The organism is Aliidiomarina soli, assembly GCF_003986975.1.
Classification (GTDB): Bacteria; Pseudomonadota; Gammaproteobacteria; order Enterobacterales; family Alteromonadaceae; genus Aliidiomarina; species Aliidiomarina soli.
Genome location: NZ_PIPO01000003.1, coordinates 335176 through 357042, shown reverse-complemented (window position 1 = coordinate 357042; position 21867 = coordinate 335176). Strand labels below are relative to the sequence as shown.

Below are 21867 nucleotides of genomic sequence, written 5' to 3'. Positions count from 1 at the left end.
ATCAGTGTTCTTTAACTATAGAAAAAATCCTGCTTTTCTCAATAGTTGCAGGCTAAATAGAGAGTATTCAGGAAATTTACATAGATACTCTCAGTGCTACTCACATCAGACCAGGTGTTCTGATAAACTGCTTTCATTCACGCAAACTGTGCACAAGGAAACGTATCACAATGAGCCAGGTACTCAACGACTTACTGAATTTACTGGAACTGGAAACCATTGAGGAAGGCCTTTATCGCGGGCAGAGCCAGGACTTAGGTTTTGCTGCGCTATTTGGCGGCCAGGTGATGGGTCAGGCGCTCTGTGCGGCAAAGAAAACGCTGGAAGAATCCCGTCAGGTCCATTCACTGCACAGCTATTTTTTACGTCCCGGGGATGCCCATAAACCAATTGTCTACGATGTGGAAAATATTCGCGACGGTAAGAGCTTTTCGACCCGCCGAGTGCAGGCTATTCAGTACGGTAAGCCTATTTTTTATATGACTGCATCCTTCCAGAGTGCAGAAGACGGCATTGAACACCAGGCTGAGATGCCGGATGTACCGGGTCCTGAAGGGTTGGTCTCTGACCTTGATGTTCACCGTGCCCACGCCGATCTTATTCCAGAGCCGTTGCGGACTAAATTCACCAGTGACAAACCAATCCTGATGCGTTTTGTCACTGACTACAATCCGTTCAACCCACAGAAAACAGAAGCGAAGCGCTACGTGTGGATCAAGGCAAATGGCGAGATGCCAGATGATCTGCGCATTCACAAGTACCTGCTTGCCTATGCCTCAGATTTCAACTTTCTTCCGACTGCGTTGCAGCCGCATGGATTAAGCTTCGCCTCACCAAAAATGCAGATGGCGACCATCGATCATGCGATGTGGTTTCATCGTGATTTCCGCATGGATGACTGGTTGCTTTATGCCATTGATAGCCCGAGCGCATCCAACGCCCGCGGGCTGGTTCGCGGCCAGGTTTTCAATCGGGCCGGTACCCTGGTTGCATCAACCATGCAGGAAGGCGTTATCCGTAAACGATCCTGACGCGAGCCAACAAAAAAGCCCCGACTACGGGGCTTTTGCTTGAGTTCAGGTGTTAAAGCCAATGGCTAGTTGTCCTGCATCCGCCGTTGCCAGCGATACTTCAGCCCTTCTTTAAATGCGACCAGACGCCGAACCTGATGCTTTTTCATCAGTGCCACAGGTTTTTCAAGACGGCCTAAGCGGTGACTAATCTGCACTGGATAAGGCCGGATACCGCGAACCTTCAGGCCCGGCTGCCAGGCCCACTGGAAATCCACATCCAGTGGCCGGAAAAAACTTTCACTCCAGTTAAGCATGGTTTCAGCAGCATCCCGGGTAATCACATAGGCGCTGGTTCCTAGCGGGATATGCGGATAGCGAACCAGAGTGGACGCCCCGCAACGCTCAATACCCTTACTTTTGACTCGTGCATAAGGTTCCGCTAATTTAAGTACGTGCCAAGTCTCTTCCAGTTGCGCAATGGTGCGTGGCAGGTAGGAAAAGCTATTGGCCAGCAACACATCGTCTTCCAGCACAATAGCGAAGTCGAGGTCATCATCGACCATCCGTTGCCAGGCCATACGGTGATTCAGGTACGTCGCTATTTCACTGGTCGTCATTGAGCGATAATACTGCTGGGTATTGAGATTCTGGTCATAGCGGGCGTAGTCAGCGCTTTCCTGCACATCCTGACTACCCATTGCTTCAATACGAACAAAAGACTGGCGTAGTCGACCAGCCTGGATACGAAAATGTTCTAAGCGTGTTTTTTCATCTGCCCGGTTAAGGACATAAATTTGGTAGCGCATTCAACTCTCATCTAATGAATTAACCCTGATCCTGATAGAAGAGAATTCTGAGTCTTTATGACGCGTCCGTCAGCCTGGTTTACAGAAGTTTTACGCGCTAATGAACTTTTTACCGCAGCTTCACGAATTATTACGTATACTTAATGCAAACATTGGTGAGATTAAAATCATGCATAAACTGCCATCTCATGAACACCTTCAGGTTTACTTCGAGCGAAGTGACGATTTGTTCGGCTGGTTTTCACCCGACGACATGCTACTTTACGCCAATGCCCGCTTGCGCAACCTGTTCAACCTGTCCAGCCGCGACCAGCGTAAACTAAGCTTTGCTGAGATTATTCGTGACTGTTTCAACGCCCAACGCGGGCCGCTAATCGAAACAGACTGCGTCGACGACTGGCTGCAACATGCACAAACCAAACGACGTAGCGCCCCGCATCGGCGTTTCCAGCTCGACACCACTGACGGACGCTGGTACATGGTCAGCGAAACCTGTGATACCGCCGGCTATCTCTTTATGCATGGGGTTGATATTACCGACCTGGTTGATCGCACCAACGATCTCACTCAGGAACAGCGCAGATTGCGCCGCCTGGCCAATACCGATGCACTCACCGGTGTCTTTAACCGCCGTGCATTCGTTACCGCTATCGAAAACCATTTTGAACAGGTTCAGCGCGACCCGGCCTGCCTGATCCTGATAGATATTGACCATTTCAAGCAAATCAATGACGACTTTGGACACCCCACCGGGGACCAGTCTTTAGTCAGACTGACTGAGATTTTCTCCCAGCATATCCGCCCGGGAGACACGCTGGCGCGCATAGGCGGTGACGAATTTGCTTTGTTTTTGCGCGGCGCTACAGGCAAAGCTGCACTCGATGTCACCGCGCGTATTCGTAAAGCTCTACAAAAAAAGCCACTTCATATTGAAGTGGCTGATAAAAAATTTGACGTCTGCATCCGTTGCTCGTTCGGCATTGCCTTTAGTTCAACGACCGCCGATAACTTCGAAAACCTATACAGCCAGGCTGATGACGCCCTTATTGAAGCCAAGCAAAAAGGCCGCAATCAGGCAGTCGCACAGGCTGAAAGCAGTTAGCGAGCGTCCAGAATTAACGGGGCTACCAAGCTAATAGTGCGCACTGGTGTTTCGTTGTCACTATCGATAAAAAGCTGAAACAGGTCACCGTACTGTTCTTCACTCATTTGTTCAGGCAGTTCGTCTCCAGTGGCACCCATCCCCTGTAACAGGTCCGGCACTGTGTTGCTGTGGCCGATCACCAATGCGTTAACCGCCTCGTTTTCAATTTTTTGCAGCAGCTGCTCGCTGGCATCAGCCTTGTAAAACTGAATAGGCACCGACAAAGCTCTGGCTAAAGGCAGCGCAGTACTGACACTGCGTCGGTAATAAGTGCTGTAGATAGCTTCGATATCTGCCTGGCTTAGCATTTGCGCTAAACCATCTGCACGGCGGTAGCCGTCGCGGGTCAATTCAGGATCAAGTTCGCTGTCTTCCTTCTCGGCGTGACGCATAATGTAAACCACAAAACTCTGCTGCGTCGCTGGTGGTTCCGTTACCACGACCGGGGCGTCGGCGCTGTCAGCCGTTTCCCCATCTTGCTCCTGCGTTTCTTGCAGATCTTCATTTTGCAATTCTTCGTTTGCAGATGCCTCTTCAACCACTACAGGAGGTGCTGTCTGCTCATTGTCGTCACCAGAGGCCCATAACGCGCCAGAAAATACCAATGAAACAGTCAGCAGTGCGGCCGACCCTATTCGTGCAAACATAATCAGTACCCAAATTAATTAGACCTGACGCTATTATGCATGCTTTTCCAATGCAAATGAACCTGAGGTAACACAAATGAAATCAGTGCAACTTCATTCTCGGCTTGAGGTAATAGTTAAAGCTGTCAGCGACCATAGTCAGGCTGGTTTTGGTCACCCCATGAATGGTCATTTGATGCATACGGTATAAGGATGAATACGCCAGCCGTGCCATGATCCCTTCAATAAACACACCACGCCGCGCCAGTCCCCCCATCAGACTGCCGACCGCGTCATAATCGGCTAAAGAGACCAATGAGCCACGGTCCTGATAGACAAAGTCGGTCAGTGCCTCGCCACCTAAACAGCGTTTTATATTTGCCGCTAAATGCTTAGCCTGTTGGTGCGCAGCCTGTGCCCGGGGCGGCACCGCACTGTCCTCGCCCTGAGGGCAATAAGCACAGTCGCCAAAGGCAAATATACGTTCATCATCGACACTTTGCATGGCTGCGGATACATTCAGCGTGTTGTTTTTATTGCAGCTTAAACCAAGCTCAGCAAGAAACGGAGGTGCTTTAATGCCTGCAGCCCAGACACTGAGATCGGTGGCAATGAAGTCATCATCATTGGTATATAAACCGTCGGCTGTGGCTTTTTTTATTGAAGTGTCGGTGTGCAGCCTTACCCCTAACTTTTCCAGTTCTTTATGCACCCGCTGACTCACCTTCTCGCTCAGCGGCGGCAGGATGCGTTCTGCCATTTCTATAATCTGAATATTCAGTCGGCTGTGCTCAAGATCGGTATAGCCATAACTGTGCAGCATATCGGACGCTTTGGTTAACTCTGCAGCCAGCTCCACCCCGGTCGCTCCGCCACCGACAATGCCGATTGAAACCTCTCGCTGTTGATTGCTACTGGCATCATTAATGCGTAAAAACGTATTGAGCATCGCCTTGCGAAAGGATTCCGCCTGCTCGGCGGTATCAATAAAATGACAATGCTGCCCCACCCCTTCAATCGAGAAATCGTTGGCCACGCTACCGACCGCCAGCACCAGGTAATCATAGCCCAGCTCTCGTTGCGGAAGTATTTCATCGCCCTCCTCGTCCAGTAGAGGCGCCAGCGTTACCGCCTGACGTTCTCTATCGAGGGACTGCAAACTGCCGCGGACAAAACGATAGTGGTGATTTTTTGCATGGCCCTGAAACGAAACTTCATCCAGGTTCGAGTTCAGTACGCCAGTCGCAAGTTCATGATACAAAGGTTTCCAGACATGGGTTGCGGCACGGTCAATCAAAGTAATCTCTGCTTTGCCTGACTTTCCAAGCTGGCTGCCTAAACGGGTTACCAGCTCTAACCCCCCTGCGCCACCGCCAACCACAACAACCTTGGGTACCTGCATAGTGCCTCCTGTTTTCTGTTGCTGTTGAGTATAGAAAAAAGGCCAGCAAATGCTGGCCTTTTCGAAGAGTTAATCAATGTCATCACTGTGCTTTATCGCATGCAGTATATCGACGAAGGATTCCACATGGTGGCGCACCTGAACCGACTCCCCGGTGCGCTCGACAATATTTAATGATGACACCAGACCGACGATCTGGCCTTCCTCCTGCACCAGCAGAAAGTCCTGGCCGCTCTTTTGTAAGGTCGCAACGACATCCCCTATCCGCGCTCGCTCAAGTTGCTGATAGGTGATTAACGGTAGCTGGCTGATTGGTTTCATCAAATAATCGACGCTGAGGTCATCGTGGGCAATACTCAGCTCCTTTGCCAGCCGCACAGCCTGACGGCCATGCAAATCGCGCAATGCAAGTACGCCGGTAAGTCGCTGCTGGTGGTCAAAGACACATATGTAACGAGCACCCGCACCGTCCATGATGGCATCAGCATGTTTCAGTTTGGTCGAGGTATGCACATGCAGTGGGTCCTGGTCGGAAAAGTTATCCAGCACCATACGTGCGGGTTCGTTCCAGCTTAACTTAGTGCGGGCATTTAATTTGGCTAACGGCAGCTGTGCTGGCATTGCAGCCCAGCTTAAACTTGTATAGTGGCTCATAAGAACACTCCTAAAATTTCAAAAGACCGGGGAAAATGGTTTAGAAATTCAGTCGGACAGGAGGTGCTCTGGAATAATAAGGGGCGTAAACAGGAATCGCCTGAACTGGCGAAGTTCGCGAGAACCCAGACTCTGGGCTGAGAGGCGCTATTGGCAGGGAACTAACTAATAAGTAATCCGGATCATCGCCCTCAAAATCCTGAGACTGCAGCAGGCTCAGATGATCATGTGCGACATCGTGATAACCATCAATGGAGGCAACACTCTGCAGCGGAACGCTGCTAAACAGCGCGCCGACAAACAAAAACATAAACAGAGTGCGGATACGACTCATGGAGCTAACTCCCTACTTCTACTACAATAAAAGTACGCTCACCATTAGAAAAATACAAGTAATTTTTAGTCATTCATGTCTCCTTTAACAGTTGACACTCTGGGGCTTAGTTGAGAATAATTATCAACTAGAGATCAGTAACGGACTAATCTTTTTCGACATTCATCCGTATACCTACACAACAAAGACAACCACGGACCCCTGATGGACTACTCAAAATTTCGCTATGCACTGGTTTTCTGCTTTACCGTTAGCTGGCTATTTAGCAGCACCGTGGTCGCCCAATCTGACGAGCAGGCATTGGTGGTGACTGAAACATTGCGTCTTGAGCAACAAACGCAACGCGTCGAAGCGGTGGGCACTGCGCAGGCGTTACGCTCAGTTATTCTTTATCCAGCGGTTGCTGACCGGGTTACTGAAGTCAACATCGTAGCTGGAAGCAGAGTCAGCAAGGGCGATGTTTTGGTGCAGATGGACGCCCGCCGCCAGCAGGTTGCGCTGGACCGTGCACGTATCCAACTGGCGGATGCTGAACGTACCGTAGATCGTCTCACCCGAAGCCGGGAGCAGCAGGCCATTCCCCAAAGTGAGCTGGATGATGCGGTAACCGTGCGAGATCTGCTGCAAGTCCAGCTGACCGAAGCAGAAACCGAGTTTGAGGACCGCAAGGTACGAGCCCCCTTTGATGGCGTAGTTGGCATTACTGATGTTGAAATCGGCGATCGGATCAACGAGCAAACTGCGATCACGACCCTGGACCACCGTGACCAGCTTTACATCGATTTCCGGGCACCCGAAAGTGCCCTCGAGTTATTACAACGAGAAGCCGTATTGCGAGTCAGCCCCTGGCAACAACAGGGCACTGAAATCGAAGCCCGGGTAGCACAAATTGACTCCCGGCTGGACAGTGAAAATCGTACTATTCGCATCCGTGCCTTAATCGACAATGCCAACGACAGATATCGGCCTGGCACCAGTTTCAGAGTAAGCCTGCAAACCGAAGGTGAGTCCTATGCCAGTATTCCAGAAGCTGCGTTGATGTGGGGGCCAACCAGTCCCTACGTATGGCGCGTAACCGACGGTCGCGCAGAGCGGGTCGATGTGCAGATTAAACAGCGTACGCGGAGTCGCGTGTTAGTCGACGGCGATCTGGAACAAGGTCAGACCCTGATTACCGAAGGTGTTCAGAACGTTCGCGAGGGTCAGGCCGTGCGTTCACAGACTATGGACAATGACGCATGAGTGCAGACAACGACAGCTCCCTCTATTCGAGTCATTCTGACCTTCCGACCCTGTCGATCCGGCGACCTGTTCTCATTATCGTCCTCAATTTACTGATTATCATTGCCGGTTTTGCCGCCTTAAACGGAACCGAAGTGCGTGAGTTACCGGATGTCGATATGCCGATGCTCACCGTCAGCGCGAGATTCCCCGGCGCCGCACCGGAAACCATGGACACCGAAGTTACCTCACGGCTGGAAGGCGCCGCGGCCCGGGTCAGTGGTGTACATGCCATCTACTCTTCGAGTGAAGAAGACAGTACCCGCATTGTGGTGCAGTTCCGCGCTGGCGTGAATATCGATAATGCCGCCAACGAAACCCGTGAAGCCATTGCCCAGATAGAGCGTGATCTGCCGGACGGTGTTGAGCGATTGTCAATTATCAAAGCCGACAGTGACTCGCGCCCGGTCGTCGCCATTTCGATTTCCAGTGACCGCCTCGACCTTGAAACCATGACTGAGCGCATTGAAACCGATCTGGCTCCGCTGTTTCTGAATATCCCCGGGGTTGCTGATGTCCAGCTGGATGGGGCCCGCGAGCGCGTTGCCCGGGTGATGTTAGATCCGCTGCGGCTGAATAGTTATGATCTCACCGCCAGTCAGGTTGCCGATGTTTTACGCCAGGCTCCTTTTGATGTACCAGCGGGGAGCTTACGCAACACCGACCAGCAAATTATTGTACGAGCCGATGCCAGCTCAGTGACTGCCGAACAACTGGCTGATATTGTCATTACTGGCGATACCCGCGTTGGCGATGTTGCCGATGTCTACTTTTCGCCGGCTGATGCCACCAGCATGGTGCGCCTGGATGGGCGAACTGTTATCGGTATCAGTGTCATTCGTCAGGCCGGTTCAAATACGATTGAAATTTCCAATGAAGTGTCACGAGTACTTGGCGACGTGCGCGAGCGATTTCCTGAATTGCAGATGCAAGTCACCACCGATGACGCGGTATTTATCAAGGACTCGGTACAACAAGTCGTAACCTCGCTGGCATTCACCATTGTGCTGGTTATTTTTACCTTACGCCTGTTTATTGGTTCGTGGCGCGCCACCGTCATCCCCGCCGTGGCGATTCCGGTGTCCTTAGTGGGTGCTGTCGCGGCTATCTGGTTACTCGGCTTCTCGATTAATATTCTTACTTTGCTGGCGTTGGTCCTGGCGACAGGCCTTATTGTTGATGACGCCATTGTGGTCACCGAGAATATTCAGCGTCGCCGAGCTTCTGGGCTAGGCTCGCGTGCAGCCGCCGTGGTCGGCACCCGCGAGGTATTCTTCGCGGTGGTGGCAACGACCGCAGTACTGGCCGCTGTATTTGTGCCAATTGCCTTTCTCCCTTCTACTGCAGGTCGGCTTTTCCGTGAATTTGGCGGCGTACTAGCGGCAGCCGTGATTATTTCGTCCTTTGTCGCCTTGTCATTAGTACCTGCACTGACCGCGCGCCTGCCACTTAGCAAAGGCCGAGAAGGCATCCTCGCCCGCTTTGGGACTCGCTTAATCGACAGCTACGGACGCTCCCTGCACATTGCACTGAATCACGCATGGTGGGTTCTGCTCGGTTGTTTGCTCCTCGCCATTGGGGCCGGCAGTGTCTATCGCGTCATCGACAACGAGCTGTTACCCCCTGAAGACCGCGGTATGATCCGGATTATGGCGCAAGGGCCAGACGGCGCAGGCCTGCCCTTTATGCAACGTCAGGCCGACCGGATGGAAGAAATTCTGCTGCCTTACCTTGAGGGTGGTGAAATCGAAAGCTTGTATACCGTGGTCGGTCAGTGGGATCCAAACCGGGTCTTCATCACGGTTCCGCTAACCGACTGGAGTGAGCGGTCGCGCTCGCAACAGGAAATTATTAATGAAATCCGCGGACCGCTAGGCGCTATTCCAGGCGCTCCAGGCAGAGCTTTCGGCGCCAACAGCCTAAATATGCGAGGCCCCGGTGGGGGTGGTATTGAGTTCGCCCTGACCGGCAACGATTACCAGCAAATTTATCAGGCTGCCCGCGACTTCTCACAACGTATCGAAGAGGAACTCCCCGAGCTGGGCAATGGCCAAATTTCATATCAACCCACCCAGCCGCAGTTACGGGTTAATATTGACCGGCGCCGGGCTGAGGATTTAGGGGTCGAACTATCCGATATTTCAACAACCCTTCGCGTGGCTATTAATGGCGATGATCTGGCCGACTTGAATATCGGCGACCAGGCAGTCCCTATTATTCTGCAGGCAAATCGTAGCCAGGTTAATGACCCCAGTGACCTGAGTAACCTCTATCTGCGAGCCCGCAGCGGCGAGTTGGTTGCGTTATCAGCACTGGCCTCGATCACCGAGGAAGGTGTTGCCGCGGAGCTTGAGCGACATGTGCAGCGGCGCGCGATTGAAGTGAGCTTTGACCTGCCCAATACGCTGCCAATTCAGCGCGCAGTAGAGCGCATTCGGGAGCTGAGCCGGGCCGAACTACCTGAAGGAATCGGCCTGGTCTTCCTTGGTGACGCGTTAACCTTTGAAGAAACCGCACGGGAAGTGACCCTCACCTACATACTCGCGTTGATCATCGTATTTTTAGTGCTGGCGGCCCAGTTTGAAAGTATCAACAGTGCCATCGTAGTCATGCTGACCGTGCCTTTTGGTTTGGCAGCCGCCCTGTTCGCGCTCTTTATAACTGGTAACAGCATCAATATTTACTCACAAATTGGCCTGGTCATGCTTATCGGACTACTCGCCAAGAATGCAATTTTACTTGTCGAGTTCGCTGATCAGCTGCGTGATCGCGGCTACGAGGTACGCCAGGCTATCGAAGAAGCAGCCCGTATTCGTTTACGGCCCATTATGATGACCCTGGTGTCCACTCTGTTAGGTGCGCTGCCCTTAATTCTCGCCTCCGGCGCGGGTGCTGAAGCGCGCAGCGCCATCGGCTGGGTTGTATTTGGCGGTCTTACCATTGCGGTACTCTTTACCCTCTATTTGACCCCTGTGCTTTACCTCGGTATTGCCCGGTTTACCAAGCCCCGTGCCGATGAAGGCAAGCGTCTGCAGGAGGAACTAACAGCCGCTCAGGAGTAGAATGTCCCGCATTGGCGGATGAAGCCAGTTTCGACAAAACTGGCTTCTCCGTCTATGGTTGAAAACGAACTTCCAGTGATTCTTAACCGCAGGCAGTACTGATGTTGAATTATCGTTCAGTCAGGGAACAAACTCTGGCGCTGACAAAGGGACTTTCGGCCGAAGATATGATGCTGCAGTCGATGGCGGACGCCAGCCCGAGCAAATGGCATCTGGCACACACAACCTGGTTCTTTGAAACCTTTCTGTTGCAGCCTCATTTACCTGGTTATCAAGTATTCAACCCTCACTTCAGGTACCTCTTTAATTCCTATTACGATGCTGTGGGTGAGCGACACCCAAGGCCGCAACGCGGCTTGTTGTCGCGACCGGGGCTAAATGAAGTCATCGACTACCGTCGTTATGTCGACGAGAAGATGGATGAGCTGCTCGCGACCCTCCCGACCAGCCTTAAACCTGTCCTGACCATAGGGTTGCATCATGAAATGCAGCATCAGGAATTGATTCTGACGGATATTAAACACGCGCTGTCGCTGAACCCCTATGCCGAAGGTTTAACCTCTGCCTCTGCGGTTAAGCGCCACAGCGTTACCGACCACGGTTACACTGAATTTGACGGCGGCTTGGTGGACATTGGGCATGCCGCTGACAACGGCAGCGATGATAACTTTGCTTACGATTGTGAACGCCCGCAGCACCAGGTATATAACGCGCCCTTCGCCCTGGCAAACCAGCTGGTGAGCAACCGCCAGTGGTTGCAGTTTATAAAAGACGGCGGTTATCAGCGCCCTGAACTGTGGCTTTCAGAAGGTTGGGCCTTATCTCAGCAAGAGCAATGGCAGGCGCCCCTGTATTGGTTCAAAAAGGATAACCAGTGGTACCAGTTCAGCTTTCGCGGTCGCCACCCGGTTATCCTGGATGAGCCGGTGTGCCATGTCAGCTATTACGAAGCAGACGCCTATGCGCGTTATGCAGGTGCGCGCCTGCCAACTGAAGCCGAATGGGAACAGGCGGCAACAGCACAACCCGCCAAGGCGAAAGCGCAGGGACAGTTTCTGACTGTGGACACCGCGCACCACCCTGCAATGCCAGTGCAGAGCGGTTTGCAACAGCTTTTTGGAACCCTTTGGGAGTGGACTCATAGCGCTTTCCTTCCCTACCCCGGTTTTACCCCGGCGCAAGGCGCGCTCGCCGAATACAATAGTAAATTTATGATCAACCAAATGGTTTTGCGGGGGGGGTCCTGCGCGACCCCGGCAGCGCAAATCCGTAGTAGCTATCGTAACTTTTTTCACCCGTATCAACGCTGGCAGTTTAGCGGCGTACGGCTGGCAATGACTCTCGATAACGAGGTATAGATGAGCAGTTTACCAACCCAAAACAATGATCCCGTCGTCTCTCCGTCCGACACCTTCTTAGCCGATGTGTTAGCCGGATTGAGTCAGCCGCAAAAACAGCTATCACCAAAGTACTTCTATGATGCGCGTGGATCTCACCTATTCGATCAGATTTGCCAGCTGGATGAGTACTACCCCTATGCATGCGAGATGACAATGCTCCCGACGGTCGCCGAATCGCTCGCTGACCGCTTTCGTCAGCCGGTAGAAGTGATTGAATTCGGCGCTGGTTCATTGCATAAAGTGAAACCCCTGCTGGACAAAATTAGCGCAATCAGCCGCTTCATCGCGATTGATATCTCAGGCGACCACCTTGCCCTGGCCAGTACTAATTTAAAAGCACGCTATCCACATCTCGAGGTCACGGCGGTGGAAGGTGATTTCACAGAAGCACTGCGGCTACCAGCCAGTGACGACAAGCGCATGGGCTTTTTTCCAGGTTCAACGATCGGCAACTTCTCCCCCGCCGATGCTACCCACTTTCTGCAGAACGCCGGACAGACCCTTGGCCAGGGCCAATATATGCTGTTAGGGGTCGATACCAAAAAGCCAAATGATGTACTGCAAATGGCGTACAACGACAGCAAAGGGGTTACCGCTGCATTCAATAAGAATCTGCTGGTACGTATAAACCGTGAACTGGATGCGAACTTTCAACTCGACCAGTTTGAACACCGTGCTTTTTACAATTCTGACTTAGGCCGCGTTGAGATGCACCTGGTGGCCACCCGAGAACAACGTGTCGACGTCGCGGGGCGTGAAATAAACTTTGCAGACGGAGAAACGATTCACACCGAGAACTCCTACAAGTATCACCAGAACGAGTTCGAAAGCTTGCTTGAAAAGGCGGGCTGGCAGGCCGTGGAATGGTGGCATGCACCTGACAAGATGTTTTCGGTGGTGCTGGCTCAAAATTAATCCCTCCTGAACCGGAGGCGCGAAAAAAATAGAAAACCCCGGGACTCAGGTTCCGGGGTTTTTCTTTCAGGTCGTCAGACTAGTTCTGAGTCACCTGTGCATAGTTGGCCGTACCCAGTTGGGCTATGCTCATGCTGCTGTTATCCGACAGCTGGTGGCCCTGGATCAGGTTATTGCTGCCCACCTGAACCAGGTCAACGTCACCCCATGCCCCGCCTACTTCAAAGGCGCCACCACCGATACCCTGAATGGTATTGCTGGAGCCGTACTGACCAAAGCTGGCCGTATTGCGGATATTAGAAACCAGCAAGGTGAGGCTATTCAGTTCACCAAATTGCTCGGCCTGAACATCGTTGTGGCGTGATGAAAACTCAACTTCAGACGTGTTCTCGTCACCCCACTGCGAACCTATGTACTGGTTGTCATTGCCAGCAACGGAAATAGCCAGATAGTTACTGGTCCCTTCCTGAACGCTGTCAATATAGGTGCTGTGGTGATAGATCTGATCAACGTAGGTTTCGTTGTCCGAGCCATACTGAGCCGCACTGATGAAATTGTCATCGCCGCGGAGAACCACTTCAGCGATGTTCTGATTACCATCCTGCTCAATATAGAAGGTATTGAAGGTTGAGTTTGAGCCGTTTAAACGGGTGTAGACATCAACACTGGCATAGTTATTCTGACCGCTTTGCCAGGTATCAATCGCCGTGTCGTTAGCCACGCTAACGTAGCTCAGGCTTTGGTTGCCATCACCACTTTGATAGGCGTTCAGGCTGTTGTTGGTATCCTCAAGCAAGGTTTCAACCTGGTTGTTACTACCGTGCTGCTCTGCACTAACGCCGTTATAGTCACCATACACCTCAGCCTGGATATCGTTCGAACCCGACTGGAACAGCGACCCGTAGTTATTACTTCCTTGAGCAAAATAATCAATACGGTTACCAGCACCGGCGCCTAGCTGAGTCAGGTCAAGACTGTTGTCATCACCTTCCTGCCAGGTAACTGCCTGGTTATCGTACCCGTCCTGTAACGCGTCAAGCGAGCTTCCAATCCCTGCCTGAGTAAAATCCAAATCATTCATCACACCGATTTGAGATGCCACAACGGATTGGGCGGCACCGATCTGAGTAATCAGCGCCGTATTTTGCGATCCGTCCTGCGTTAAGTCCGTCTGGTTTGCTGAAGCGACACCGCAAATTGCAACTGAAACGGCTAACGCTAATACTGATTTTTTGATTGTTAGAGTAGACATGATAAGAGCCTTCTGTATTAAAATCAGGCTGACCGACGTTTTATTATTAGTATGCGTATCAACCTATTCCTGACACTCAACCATTGAATGCCAGACCTGAATTCAGATACTTACCAGCATCGTCGTTCACTGACTCAGTGTAGGCTCAACACTGCCTGCGACAATCGTAATTTAGGGCGACATGATATTTGTAGAAAATTAGAGGCCGAACAAGAAAGGTATTAGTTTTTAATAGCTTAGAAATAGGACCAAACCCGGTTTACTTGCAATTGTCTAACCCAAATGGATTGATAATGCCCTATGAATCAAGCAGTGAGAAATAGCTAATCAGGCTATTCATCTGATTTATAAAGACTTTTAATTTAAATACCCTCACCCGAAACTCGCTCTGGGTAAGGGTATTAAATTCGGGTTTGTATTGATCGGTCTCACCGGCTATTTAATCAGCCGCGTTGAAAGTCCTCAGCACTGTGACGTTCATGAACCTGCTCATCCGGTTCACCCCAGGTCCGGTTTACCTTCCGCCCGCGCTGAACCGCCGGGCGTTCGGCTATCATTCTGGCCCAGCGCAACACATTCGGATACGAATCTGCATCAAGGAACTCAGCCGCCTCGTACACTTCATTCATTACCAGAGCGCCATACCATGGCCAGATAGCGATATCAGCAATGCTATAGGTATCACCAGCTATATAAGTTTGTTCAGCCAACTGACGGTCAAGTACATCCAGTTGTCGTTTAACTTCCATGGTGTAGCGGTTTATCGGGTACTCGTATTTCTCCGGCGCGTATGCGTAAAAATGACCGAAACCACCGCCTAACAGCGGCGCACTGCCCATTTGCCAGAACAGCCAGTTTAAACACTCGGTTCGCTGGGCCTGTTCCGTGGGGAGAAATGCATTAAACTTCTCTGCCAGATACAACAGAATTGATCCGGATTCAAATAACCGGGTCGGCGGCTGCGTGCTATGGTCCATTAATGCCGGAATTTTAGAGTTCGGATTTACTTCGACAAAGCCGCTACTAAACTGCTCACCTTCCATAATATTGATCAAATACGCATCGTATTCAGCCTCGGCGATACCCGCCTGCAGAAGCTCTTCAAGCATTACCGTCACCTTGACCCCATTTGGAGTCGCCAGCGAATAGAGTTGCAAAGGATTCTTTCCCTGCGGCAATGTCTTATCGTGAGTTGCGCCAGCCTTTGGCCGGTTAATGGAGGCAAATTTACCCCCGCTTTCACTGTCCTGTTGCCAGACTTTCGGCGGGACATAGGTAGATTCTGCCATTTGCGTTCTTCCTCTTTAAGTAAGTTATAACCCTGATGCCCTACAGCATTTCATATAGAACTCAACTAACTATCTGATTTATCGAGTTTGAGCTGAAAATTTCAGTCCATAATTAGGATGAAATGGCCATATCGGTATGCGCATAAGCCAATTACTATACCAGTTAACGCCACATAAATAGTTGGCCTGCATACGATTCAGGGACGTAGCAACACAATGAAATTTACTATAAAAATACTCGGCACGACAGCAGCGACCCTAAGCATTTTAGCTGTCGGTTTGCTTGTTTACTCAGCTCGCCAGCATACACAACCAACTGCCGAGCTTGCAGACACCGTACCTGTGTCGTCTATCCGTTACCCGTTTAATCGCCCGCCTCTGGCGCTGGCTGGTGTGCGTCCGTTTCTCGGCCGCTGGCCACGTCGCCGTCCTCAGGGATACGGGCCGTTAGTGCCACTGGATCAGCCCAGCTCACCAGGCCACCAGGTGCCTGCTTTTCTATGGCATGAACCAATAACATCCGACCAAAGTCTGGTCGCCAGTGAACCAGCTCCCGCTGAAGTACCCGCAGCACATCAAGTACGTATTCTTGATGACAACGAAATCAGTCAACTGGCGACCATCGAACCGCCACAACAAACGCCCAGCGACCGAGCCGCCCCCTCGGCTTTAATGGAGCTGGTAGAGAGCATGAGCTCACAGACCTTGCAAGGCTACCAGCTCGAGCAAAGCCTGCTCAACGGCGCCTTGCCAGCGCCTGCGACCAGCGCGCTAACCTTGCAGCAATCTCAATCAACCAATCAGGTGTCACTGCAACAGCAGGGGGAACTCAATAGTCTGGCATTGCTGATGTTAGGTGAAAATAACTACCTTGAAGTGCAACAGCGTGGCAGTGCAAACCTGATCGGCGGTATCGGAGGGGACGCCGCCTTTCAAATGACGGGAATCAATGGCAACGTCAGCTTAATTCAAAGCGGAAGTTTCAATCAGATCCACGGATACCAGCAAAGTTCTGATAGCATCATCCGTGTTGAGCAGACTGGGCGGGGTAATATAGCCATCATAACTCAGCGCTAGACCCCTATCCGGCATGATGTTCAGCGCTCAGATTGAAAAAATAAATGAAATTTCAGAGTCTTACTGGCAGAATGGAATTCCTACACGGCGTCAGACCATAAGGACATGTCGTTTCTATGCTGTTTCTCTCGTTTTATATTGCAATAGCGGCCACTATAGCAGCTGTTTTTGCTGGTCTGCACTGGCGAAATTCGCACGGCTCGAAGCACGACATGCGTCCATACGCTCGCTACCAGGCGACCGTACGCATGCTGCAAAAAAACGGCGATATTCGTAACTTACTCAGTAATGCACGGAAGTTAGAAGAGCTACTGGACGAGCCGGTACTGAATCTTACTCAGCTAAAAACGACCTACTCTGAATTCCAGCGTGGTCATAAAAGCATTCTTGATCTCCAGGCCGAAGTCCATGCATTGCTGGTGGTAGCGCAAATAGAGCCGCGAGCCCTGCATGGCGCTCGCGAGCTGCTTAGCATGCGTGAACGTCAGCTAACCCTGATGAAGAAACTGCAATCTGAATCAAAAACCCTGCAGGATGTCGCCACACGGCAAACCTTCATTCCAATAGTGTGTGATTTGCAGTCGGCGATTGAGAGCTATCTGGAAGCTATGGAATAATTCACCACCCGGTTAAATTCCTTCATTCTCCATGCTTTGACGATACTCTTTAGCCAGGTGTGTCTTGTCCCTTTCAGCTAACACCTTGCCGGCCTGTTGAAAAAAGCCCTGCTCCTCGTCTTCTAAGTGGTGACGAACTTTATGGTCGAGTTTCTTCAGGATCGCTATCCAGGCCGACGACGACATATCCGTCGCTTCCAGCTCTTCGACCAGTTCATCGATTTCGTGATGCTCGGCCATACCATGCCGCGACAGCTCGACGGTGCTGTCATGATCAATCAGTGGCTTATAGAAAAACCGTTCCTCCGCCACCGCATGCTGCTCCAACTGACGCTTTAACTGAATAAAACCTTCCTTCCGTTCTTCTTCGTCGCCTGAGGTCTGCATTAACTTGTCCAGTAAATGGCGTTGTTTATCGTGGTCGAGTCTCAGTTCTTCAAAAATGGTCATAGTCCACCTTAATTACAGAAGTTCAACGAATTTGTCCTCTAACTATGGTTAGCAATTACCGATCACGCAAGCTGCCAGCTTTCATAGCAGGCTCTGATTTACAACACGTCACTTTCTCGGCAGTATGGGATCAGGTTATTAAAATAAGGTAAAAACAATGCGTTACCTGAGCTCAATTGGCATAGCGCTGGTCGCTGTTTTTGTATCAGCGTGCGGCACCCCGGAATCTGCCAGCGATGAAATAACGCTGACCGAATGGCTCGATCAGCAGTATGCACGTCAACTTGAATTTAGCCCGGTGCAACTGTCACGTAGTGGTAATCACTCACGTCATGGAGAGATAGATGAAGTTTCCGATGCGGCATTTGTTGAACAGCTGGAATGGAAAGGTTCCAGTGTCGAGCAAATGCAGCGGATATTCGATTACGACCAGCTCAGTGACGATGAGAAACTCTCATATGATCTGTGGGCATACCAATATGAACAAATGCAGCGTGGGGCTGAATTCCGTCAGCTAGAATATGTGTTTGAGCAAATGATCGGCCCACAGTCGACCTTGCCGCAGGTCTTAATTGGCAGTCACGAGGTGCGCTCGATGCAGGATATGGGCGACTACAATAAACGTATTCGCGCTATTGCCGGGCGTATCAACGAGCTGGTTGAAATAGCACAGCAACGAGCCGAACAAGGATTACGCCCTCCCCGTTTTGCCTACAATGAAGTCATTCGACAGGCCGAAGGCGTGATAACAGGTGTGCCATTTGAGGAAGGTTCTGACTCGCCGATTTGGCAGGATGCGCAAACTAAGGTCGCTAATTTGCTCGAGACCAATAGCGTCAACGAGCGTGGTGCCGATTTATTGCTTGAAGATACCCAAGCTGCCCTGACCGAAGCACTCTATCCTGCGTATCAAAATTTAATTAGCTGGTTACAGGACGACTTGCCAAATACGCTTGAGAACCCCGAAGGCATTAGCCGCCATCAGGGGGGTGATGCCTACTATGAATACCTGTTGTGGTTTTATACCACCACGGAGCTGAATGCCGACCAGATCCATCAGATCGGCCTCGACGAAGTCGCCCGCCTTACTGCTGAGTTGGAAGATGTCCGCGAACGGGTTGGATTTGAGGGTGATCTGGACGCTTTCTTTCAGTTCTTCCGCGAAGACGAACAGTTTTTTTACCCGAATACTGACGAAGGTCGCGAAGCCTATCTGCAACAGGCGCGTGATTATCTGGCAACAATGAACGAGCAAATGTCAAAGTTTTTTGGTTTGTTGCCTGAAATAGAGTTAGAAGTTCGTCGGGTCGAAGCCTACCGCGAACAGGCTGGCGCTCCGCAACATTACATGCGCGGCTCACCACATAATGGACGCCCGGGAATTTTTTACGCCCACCTGATTGATATGCAGGCCATGGCCAGAAATGAGCTGGAAGCAATTGCCTACCATGAGGGCTTTCCTGGCCATCATCAACAAATCTCGGTGGCTCAGCAGGCCTCTGATATTGCGAACTTTCGTACTCAGGCTCGGTTTACTGTCTATACCGAAGGATGGGCGTTGTATGCTGAATGGCTAGCCAAAGAAATGGGCGCCTATCAGGACCCTTATTCTGAATTTGGTCAACTGGTCACCGAGCTCTGGCGCGCGGTGCGCTTAGTGGTCGATACCGGCTTGCACAGCAAAGGCTGGACCCGCCAGCAGGCAATCGATTACTTCGCTACCACGACCCCGGTCTCAGCAGGCGCCATCCAAACCGAAATCGAACGCTACATGACTCTGCCGGGTCAGGCCACGTCATTTAAAATTGGCATGATAAAAATCCAGCAGTTACGCCGTGAGGCAGAAGCCGCATTGGGCGACAACTTCGATATCCGCGGCTTTCATGACGCGGTGCTCGGAGGTGGCGCTATGCCGCTACCAATGCTGGAGCGCAAAGTGCAGCAATGGATAGACAGCGAGTTAGCCGAATAGAGCAACCCTTATGCATACAACCCAATAAAAGGAACTTAATCCATGTCATACATATCTGGTAGTAAAGCGGCGGCACTGGCTGTCGCTGCTATGTTGTTGTCCGCCTGCTCAGTTACCGTAACCGAGCAAATGATCGTGTCGCCCAGCAGCGAAATTGACCAGCAAAATTTAGCACTGCTTACCGAACAAGCGGGATATCAGGAATCCTTCACGGCAACCGAAAACGGCGAGCAGCTGCATACATTGACCCTTGCCCGTGAGCCAAACCAACCCACCATACTGATTCTCCATGGCAATGCACTGAACATGACCCTGCAACCCTGGTTTGGTTTACTGCAAAGTCTCGCCGAGTTGAACTACAGCATTGTTGCGATTGATTATCAGGGTTTTGGTCTGAGTAGCGGCGATGCCAGCTTTAGTGCCATGCGTGACGATGCCAGCAGTATTATCAACGCACTGCCAGCAGAGTCCGATGTTATTGTCTACGGGCTCTCGCTTGGCTCTGTGATGGCAATGGACATTAGCCAGGAACCACGGGTTCAGGGCGTTATTCTTGAGGGGGCTGTGACCACGGACAGCGAAATGATTGAGGTTTTTCGCCAGCGTAATACGTTGGGCAGGCTTGCCAGCGTGAATGTCGACGAGGCTATCAATTTCGACAACACCAGTGCCGTCAATATGCTGAACAAGCCACTTCTGGTTATTCACGGAGAGAACGACAGCAATATACCGGTGTCGATGGGTGAACAGCTTTACGCAGCTTCAAATCACGCTGACTCCCAGCTATACATTGTTGAAGACGGCACCCACGCCGACACCTTCCACGTTGCACCCGAACGCTTCCAACGTGAGCTCAGCAATTTTATAGCCCGCCTTAGCAGCTACGATTAGAAAGCGTGCTGGCTAACGTAATCAATTAAGCTCAAAGAGCAACGTCTGTAAGCTTTGCCGACTGGCCATGCTCAACAGAGGTTGCACTTCCTTTTCTAGTTATTTGCCCAACGCCGCAAGCACGTCCCGGGTAAACTGGATCTCATCAAAACCTGGTTCGCCAGCGATGTCGTAGCCGCGGCGCACGATAACCAGATCCTCGCCTGGTACGATAATCAGGAATTGTCCACGGTTACCGCGTGCAGCGATGGTGTCATCCGGTATGCCGCTGATACGATCATTGAACAGCCACCACTGGGCTCCATAACCAGGCACCACATCGCCGCGACTATTTGGAGTGGGAGGCTGTGCTGGTGACGGGGTCGAAACATACTGCAGCCAGTCCTGCGGCAGGATTTGCTCACCATTCCATTGCCCCTGCTGTAAATGCAAAACTCCCAGACGCGCTAAGTCACGTGACGTTGTCCATACCTGAGACGACAAAATGAAATCGCCCTGCCAGTCGGCTTCAAGATACGTATGGCGCATACCAATTTTATGCAGCACTGCTGTGAACGGAAACGCCAGGTAATCCTGAACTGATTCGAAGCGTTCACGCAGTGACCGTAATGCCAGCATGGTGTCATTGTTGGCATACTTCCAGCGCTGACCGGGAATGCTTTCCAGCGAATTACCAACGGCCTCATCAGCCACAGTGCCGCCACCAATGTAAATACGGTCAGTGCGGTTGCCTGCCTGATTACTGTCCAGGCCAGAGCTCATATGAAGCAAATGCTGAAGAGTAATTCGCTGGCGTGGGTCAGCCGGATGTGACCAGGCGGCAAGGCCTGCTTCGTCGTTGACATCGACAAGGTCCTGCTGCACGGCAGCCCCGACCACACTCGCACCGATACTTTTGGCCACCGACCAAGTGCGTTGGGACGTCGTTGGGGTAAAACCATCCAGGTAATGCTCGCTCAAGATTTCCTTCGGGCTTGCAATAAGGACCGCAGAGGTTCGTGCACCAGACCCATAGTGGTCGCTAAATGCTGACTCGACTACCTGATCAAGCTCAGCATTGCCCGATGTGCCATTCAGATCCGCATGCGTCTGCCAGGGTTCGCCGGAATCCGTTGCCGGGTGTTGGGTAGTGGCTAAGTCCCCCATGAGGCCGTCGACATGTGCTGCCGCCTCCGCCTCTGCGCCGACCGGTAAGTCAACGCAACCGAGCGCTGGGCGCCAGACACTTAACCGCGGTGGCATACCTTGTGCGGCCGAGTCCGACGCATAAGCCACAGCAACCGAGCGGGTGTCGTCGTCAATGGTCAATGCCCCCTGCTCTAATAAATCATGGATCCTCGTTTCCACAACGTCATAAATACCGGTTAACTCGTGTTCAGTAATCTGCTCCAGCGTTTTGTTAACGCTGGGGACATTGTCTGCGGTATTGCTAGCAGCGTTAAACACTGCACTACAGACAAAGTTACTAATGTAACCGGCTGCGTAGGCATCCAGGGTAGCATCGGTTTTATCCTCACTGGCATGCGCTACACCACCGCTGACAGTAACCCCAACGGTCAACGCGAATGCAGCAACTGCCGGAAATTTTACCTTTGAAAAGTTCATAGGCTGACTCAATGTTGTCAAATAATTGCTCTATCATGCAGTCGTTTACACCGGTCTGACAACCACACCAAGCAAAA

At 51.5% G+C, this 21867-nt stretch carries 19 protein-coding genes; 10 read left to right on the top strand and 9 right to left on the bottom strand.

Annotated features, from left to right (window positions below; genetic code table 11):
• The first annotated feature begins 170 nt into the window (after positions 1–170).
• Positions 171–1031, top strand: a complete 861-nt coding sequence (gene tesB, locus CWE14_RS08245) for an acyl-CoA thioesterase II (protein WP_126798931.1) — start codon at positions 171–173, stop codon at positions 1029–1031.
• Positions 1032–1096: 65 nt separating this feature from the next.
• Here tesB and CWE14_RS08240 read toward each other — a convergent pair whose 3' ends face one another.
• A complete protein-coding gene (locus CWE14_RS08240; protein ID WP_126787561.1) occupies positions 1097–1819 on the bottom strand; it encodes a glycosyltransferase family 25 protein in 723 nt (240 codons plus the stop codon).
• A gap of 169 nt (positions 1820–1988) precedes the next feature.
• On the opposite strand from CWE14_RS08240, the gene CWE14_RS08235 reads away from it, so the two are divergent.
• On the top strand, positions 1989–2921 hold the full coding sequence (locus CWE14_RS08235; protein WP_157981800.1) for a GGDEF domain-containing protein: 933 nt from the start codon (positions 1989–1991) through the stop codon (positions 2919–2921).
• Here the strand turns inward: CWE14_RS08235 and CWE14_RS08230 are convergent.
• From CWE14_RS08230 to CWE14_RS08215, 4 genes are all read right to left on the bottom strand, one after another.
• On the bottom strand, positions 2918–3610 hold the full coding sequence (locus CWE14_RS08230) for a SixA phosphatase family protein (RefSeq protein WP_126798929.1): 693 nt from the start codon (positions 3608–3610) through the stop codon (positions 2918–2920). The genes CWE14_RS08235 and CWE14_RS08230 overlap by 4 nt on opposite strands.
• 82 nt (positions 3611–3692) lie before the next feature.
• Positions 3693–4991 carry an NAD(P)/FAD-dependent oxidoreductase gene (locus CWE14_RS08225; RefSeq protein ID WP_126798928.1) on the bottom strand — a complete coding sequence of 433 codons (1299 nt, stop codon included), beginning with the start codon at positions 4989–4991 and terminating at the stop codon, positions 3693–3695.
• A 69-nt stretch (positions 4992–5060) separates the two neighbouring features.
• Positions 5061–5645, bottom strand: a complete 585-nt coding sequence (locus CWE14_RS08220) for a CBS domain-containing protein (protein WP_126798927.1) — start codon at positions 5643–5645, stop codon at positions 5061–5063.
• 40 nt (positions 5646–5685) lie between these two features.
• Complete coding sequence (locus tag CWE14_RS08215) at positions 5686–5979, bottom strand: hypothetical protein (RefSeq protein ID WP_126798926.1); 294 nt, start codon at positions 5977–5979, stop codon at positions 5686–5688.
• A 204-nt stretch (positions 5980–6183) separates the two neighbouring features.
• On the opposite strand from CWE14_RS08215, the gene CWE14_RS08210 reads away from it, so the two are divergent.
• From CWE14_RS08210 to egtD, 4 genes are all read left to right on the top strand, one after another.
• On the top strand, positions 6184–7221 hold the full coding sequence (locus CWE14_RS08210; RefSeq protein ID WP_126798925.1) for an efflux RND transporter periplasmic adaptor subunit: 1038 nt from the start codon (positions 6184–6186) through the stop codon (positions 7219–7221).
• Complete coding sequence (locus tag CWE14_RS08205; RefSeq protein WP_126798924.1) at positions 7218–10322, top strand: efflux RND transporter permease subunit; 3105 nt, start codon at positions 7218–7220, stop codon at positions 10320–10322. The genes CWE14_RS08210 and CWE14_RS08205 overlap by 4 nt, the downstream gene beginning before the upstream one ends.
• Positions 10323–10423: 101 nt before the next feature.
• Positions 10424–11680, top strand: coding sequence for an ergothioneine biosynthesis protein EgtB (gene egtB, locus CWE14_RS08200; protein WP_126798923.1), 1257 nt, complete (start codon positions 10424–10426; stop codon positions 11678–11680).
• Positions 11681–12637 (top strand): L-histidine N(alpha)-methyltransferase, encoded by a 957-nt coding sequence (gene egtD / locus CWE14_RS08195; protein ID WP_126798922.1) that lies wholly within the window; start codon positions 11681–11683, stop codon positions 12635–12637.
• 79 nt (positions 12638–12716) lie between these two features.
• Here the strand turns inward: egtD and CWE14_RS08190 are convergent, their stop codons facing one another.
• Complete coding sequence (locus CWE14_RS08190; protein ID WP_126798921.1) at positions 12717–13889, bottom strand: hypothetical protein; 1173 nt, start codon at positions 13887–13889, stop codon at positions 12717–12719.
• A 443-nt stretch (positions 13890–14332) separates the two neighbouring features.
• Positions 14333–15178 carry a glutathione-dependent disulfide-bond oxidoreductase gene (gene yghU, locus CWE14_RS08185; protein ID WP_126798920.1) on the bottom strand — a complete coding sequence of 282 codons (846 nt, stop codon included), beginning with the start codon at positions 15176–15178 and terminating at the stop codon, positions 14333–14335.
• A gap of 216 nt (positions 15179–15394) precedes the next feature.
• Here yghU and CWE14_RS08180 point away from each other — a divergent pair, with 216 nt between their 5' ends.
• Positions 15395–16255, top strand: a complete 861-nt coding sequence (locus CWE14_RS08180; protein WP_126798919.1) for a hypothetical protein — start codon at positions 15395–15397, stop codon at positions 16253–16255.
• Between the two features lie 116 nt (positions 16256–16371).
• Positions 16372–16872, top strand: coding sequence for a hypothetical protein (locus CWE14_RS08175; RefSeq protein WP_126798918.1), 501 nt, complete (start codon positions 16372–16374; stop codon positions 16870–16872).
• Positions 16873–16884: 12 nt separating this feature from the next.
• Here the strand turns inward: CWE14_RS08175 and CWE14_RS08170 are convergent, their stop codons facing one another.
• Complete coding sequence (locus CWE14_RS08170) at positions 16885–17322, bottom strand: hemerythrin domain-containing protein (RefSeq protein ID WP_126798917.1); 438 nt, start codon at positions 17320–17322, stop codon at positions 16885–16887.
• Positions 17323–17479: 157 nt separating this feature from the next.
• Here CWE14_RS08170 and CWE14_RS08165 point away from each other — a divergent pair, with 157 nt between their 5' ends.
• Positions 17480–19294, top strand: coding sequence for a DUF885 domain-containing protein (locus tag CWE14_RS08165; RefSeq protein WP_126798916.1), 1815 nt, complete (start codon positions 17480–17482; stop codon positions 19292–19294).
• A gap of 42 nt (positions 19295–19336) precedes the next feature.
• Complete coding sequence (locus CWE14_RS08160; protein WP_126798915.1) at positions 19337–20185, top strand: alpha/beta hydrolase; 849 nt, start codon at positions 19337–19339, stop codon at positions 20183–20185.
• Between the two features lie 99 nt (positions 20186–20284).
• Here CWE14_RS08160 and CWE14_RS08155 read toward each other — a convergent pair whose 3' ends face one another.
• Entirely contained in the window at positions 20285–21790 is a 1506-nt protein-coding gene (locus tag CWE14_RS08155; protein ID WP_126798914.1) for a serine hydrolase domain-containing protein, read from the bottom strand.
• Positions 21791–21867 lie beyond the last annotated feature (77 nt).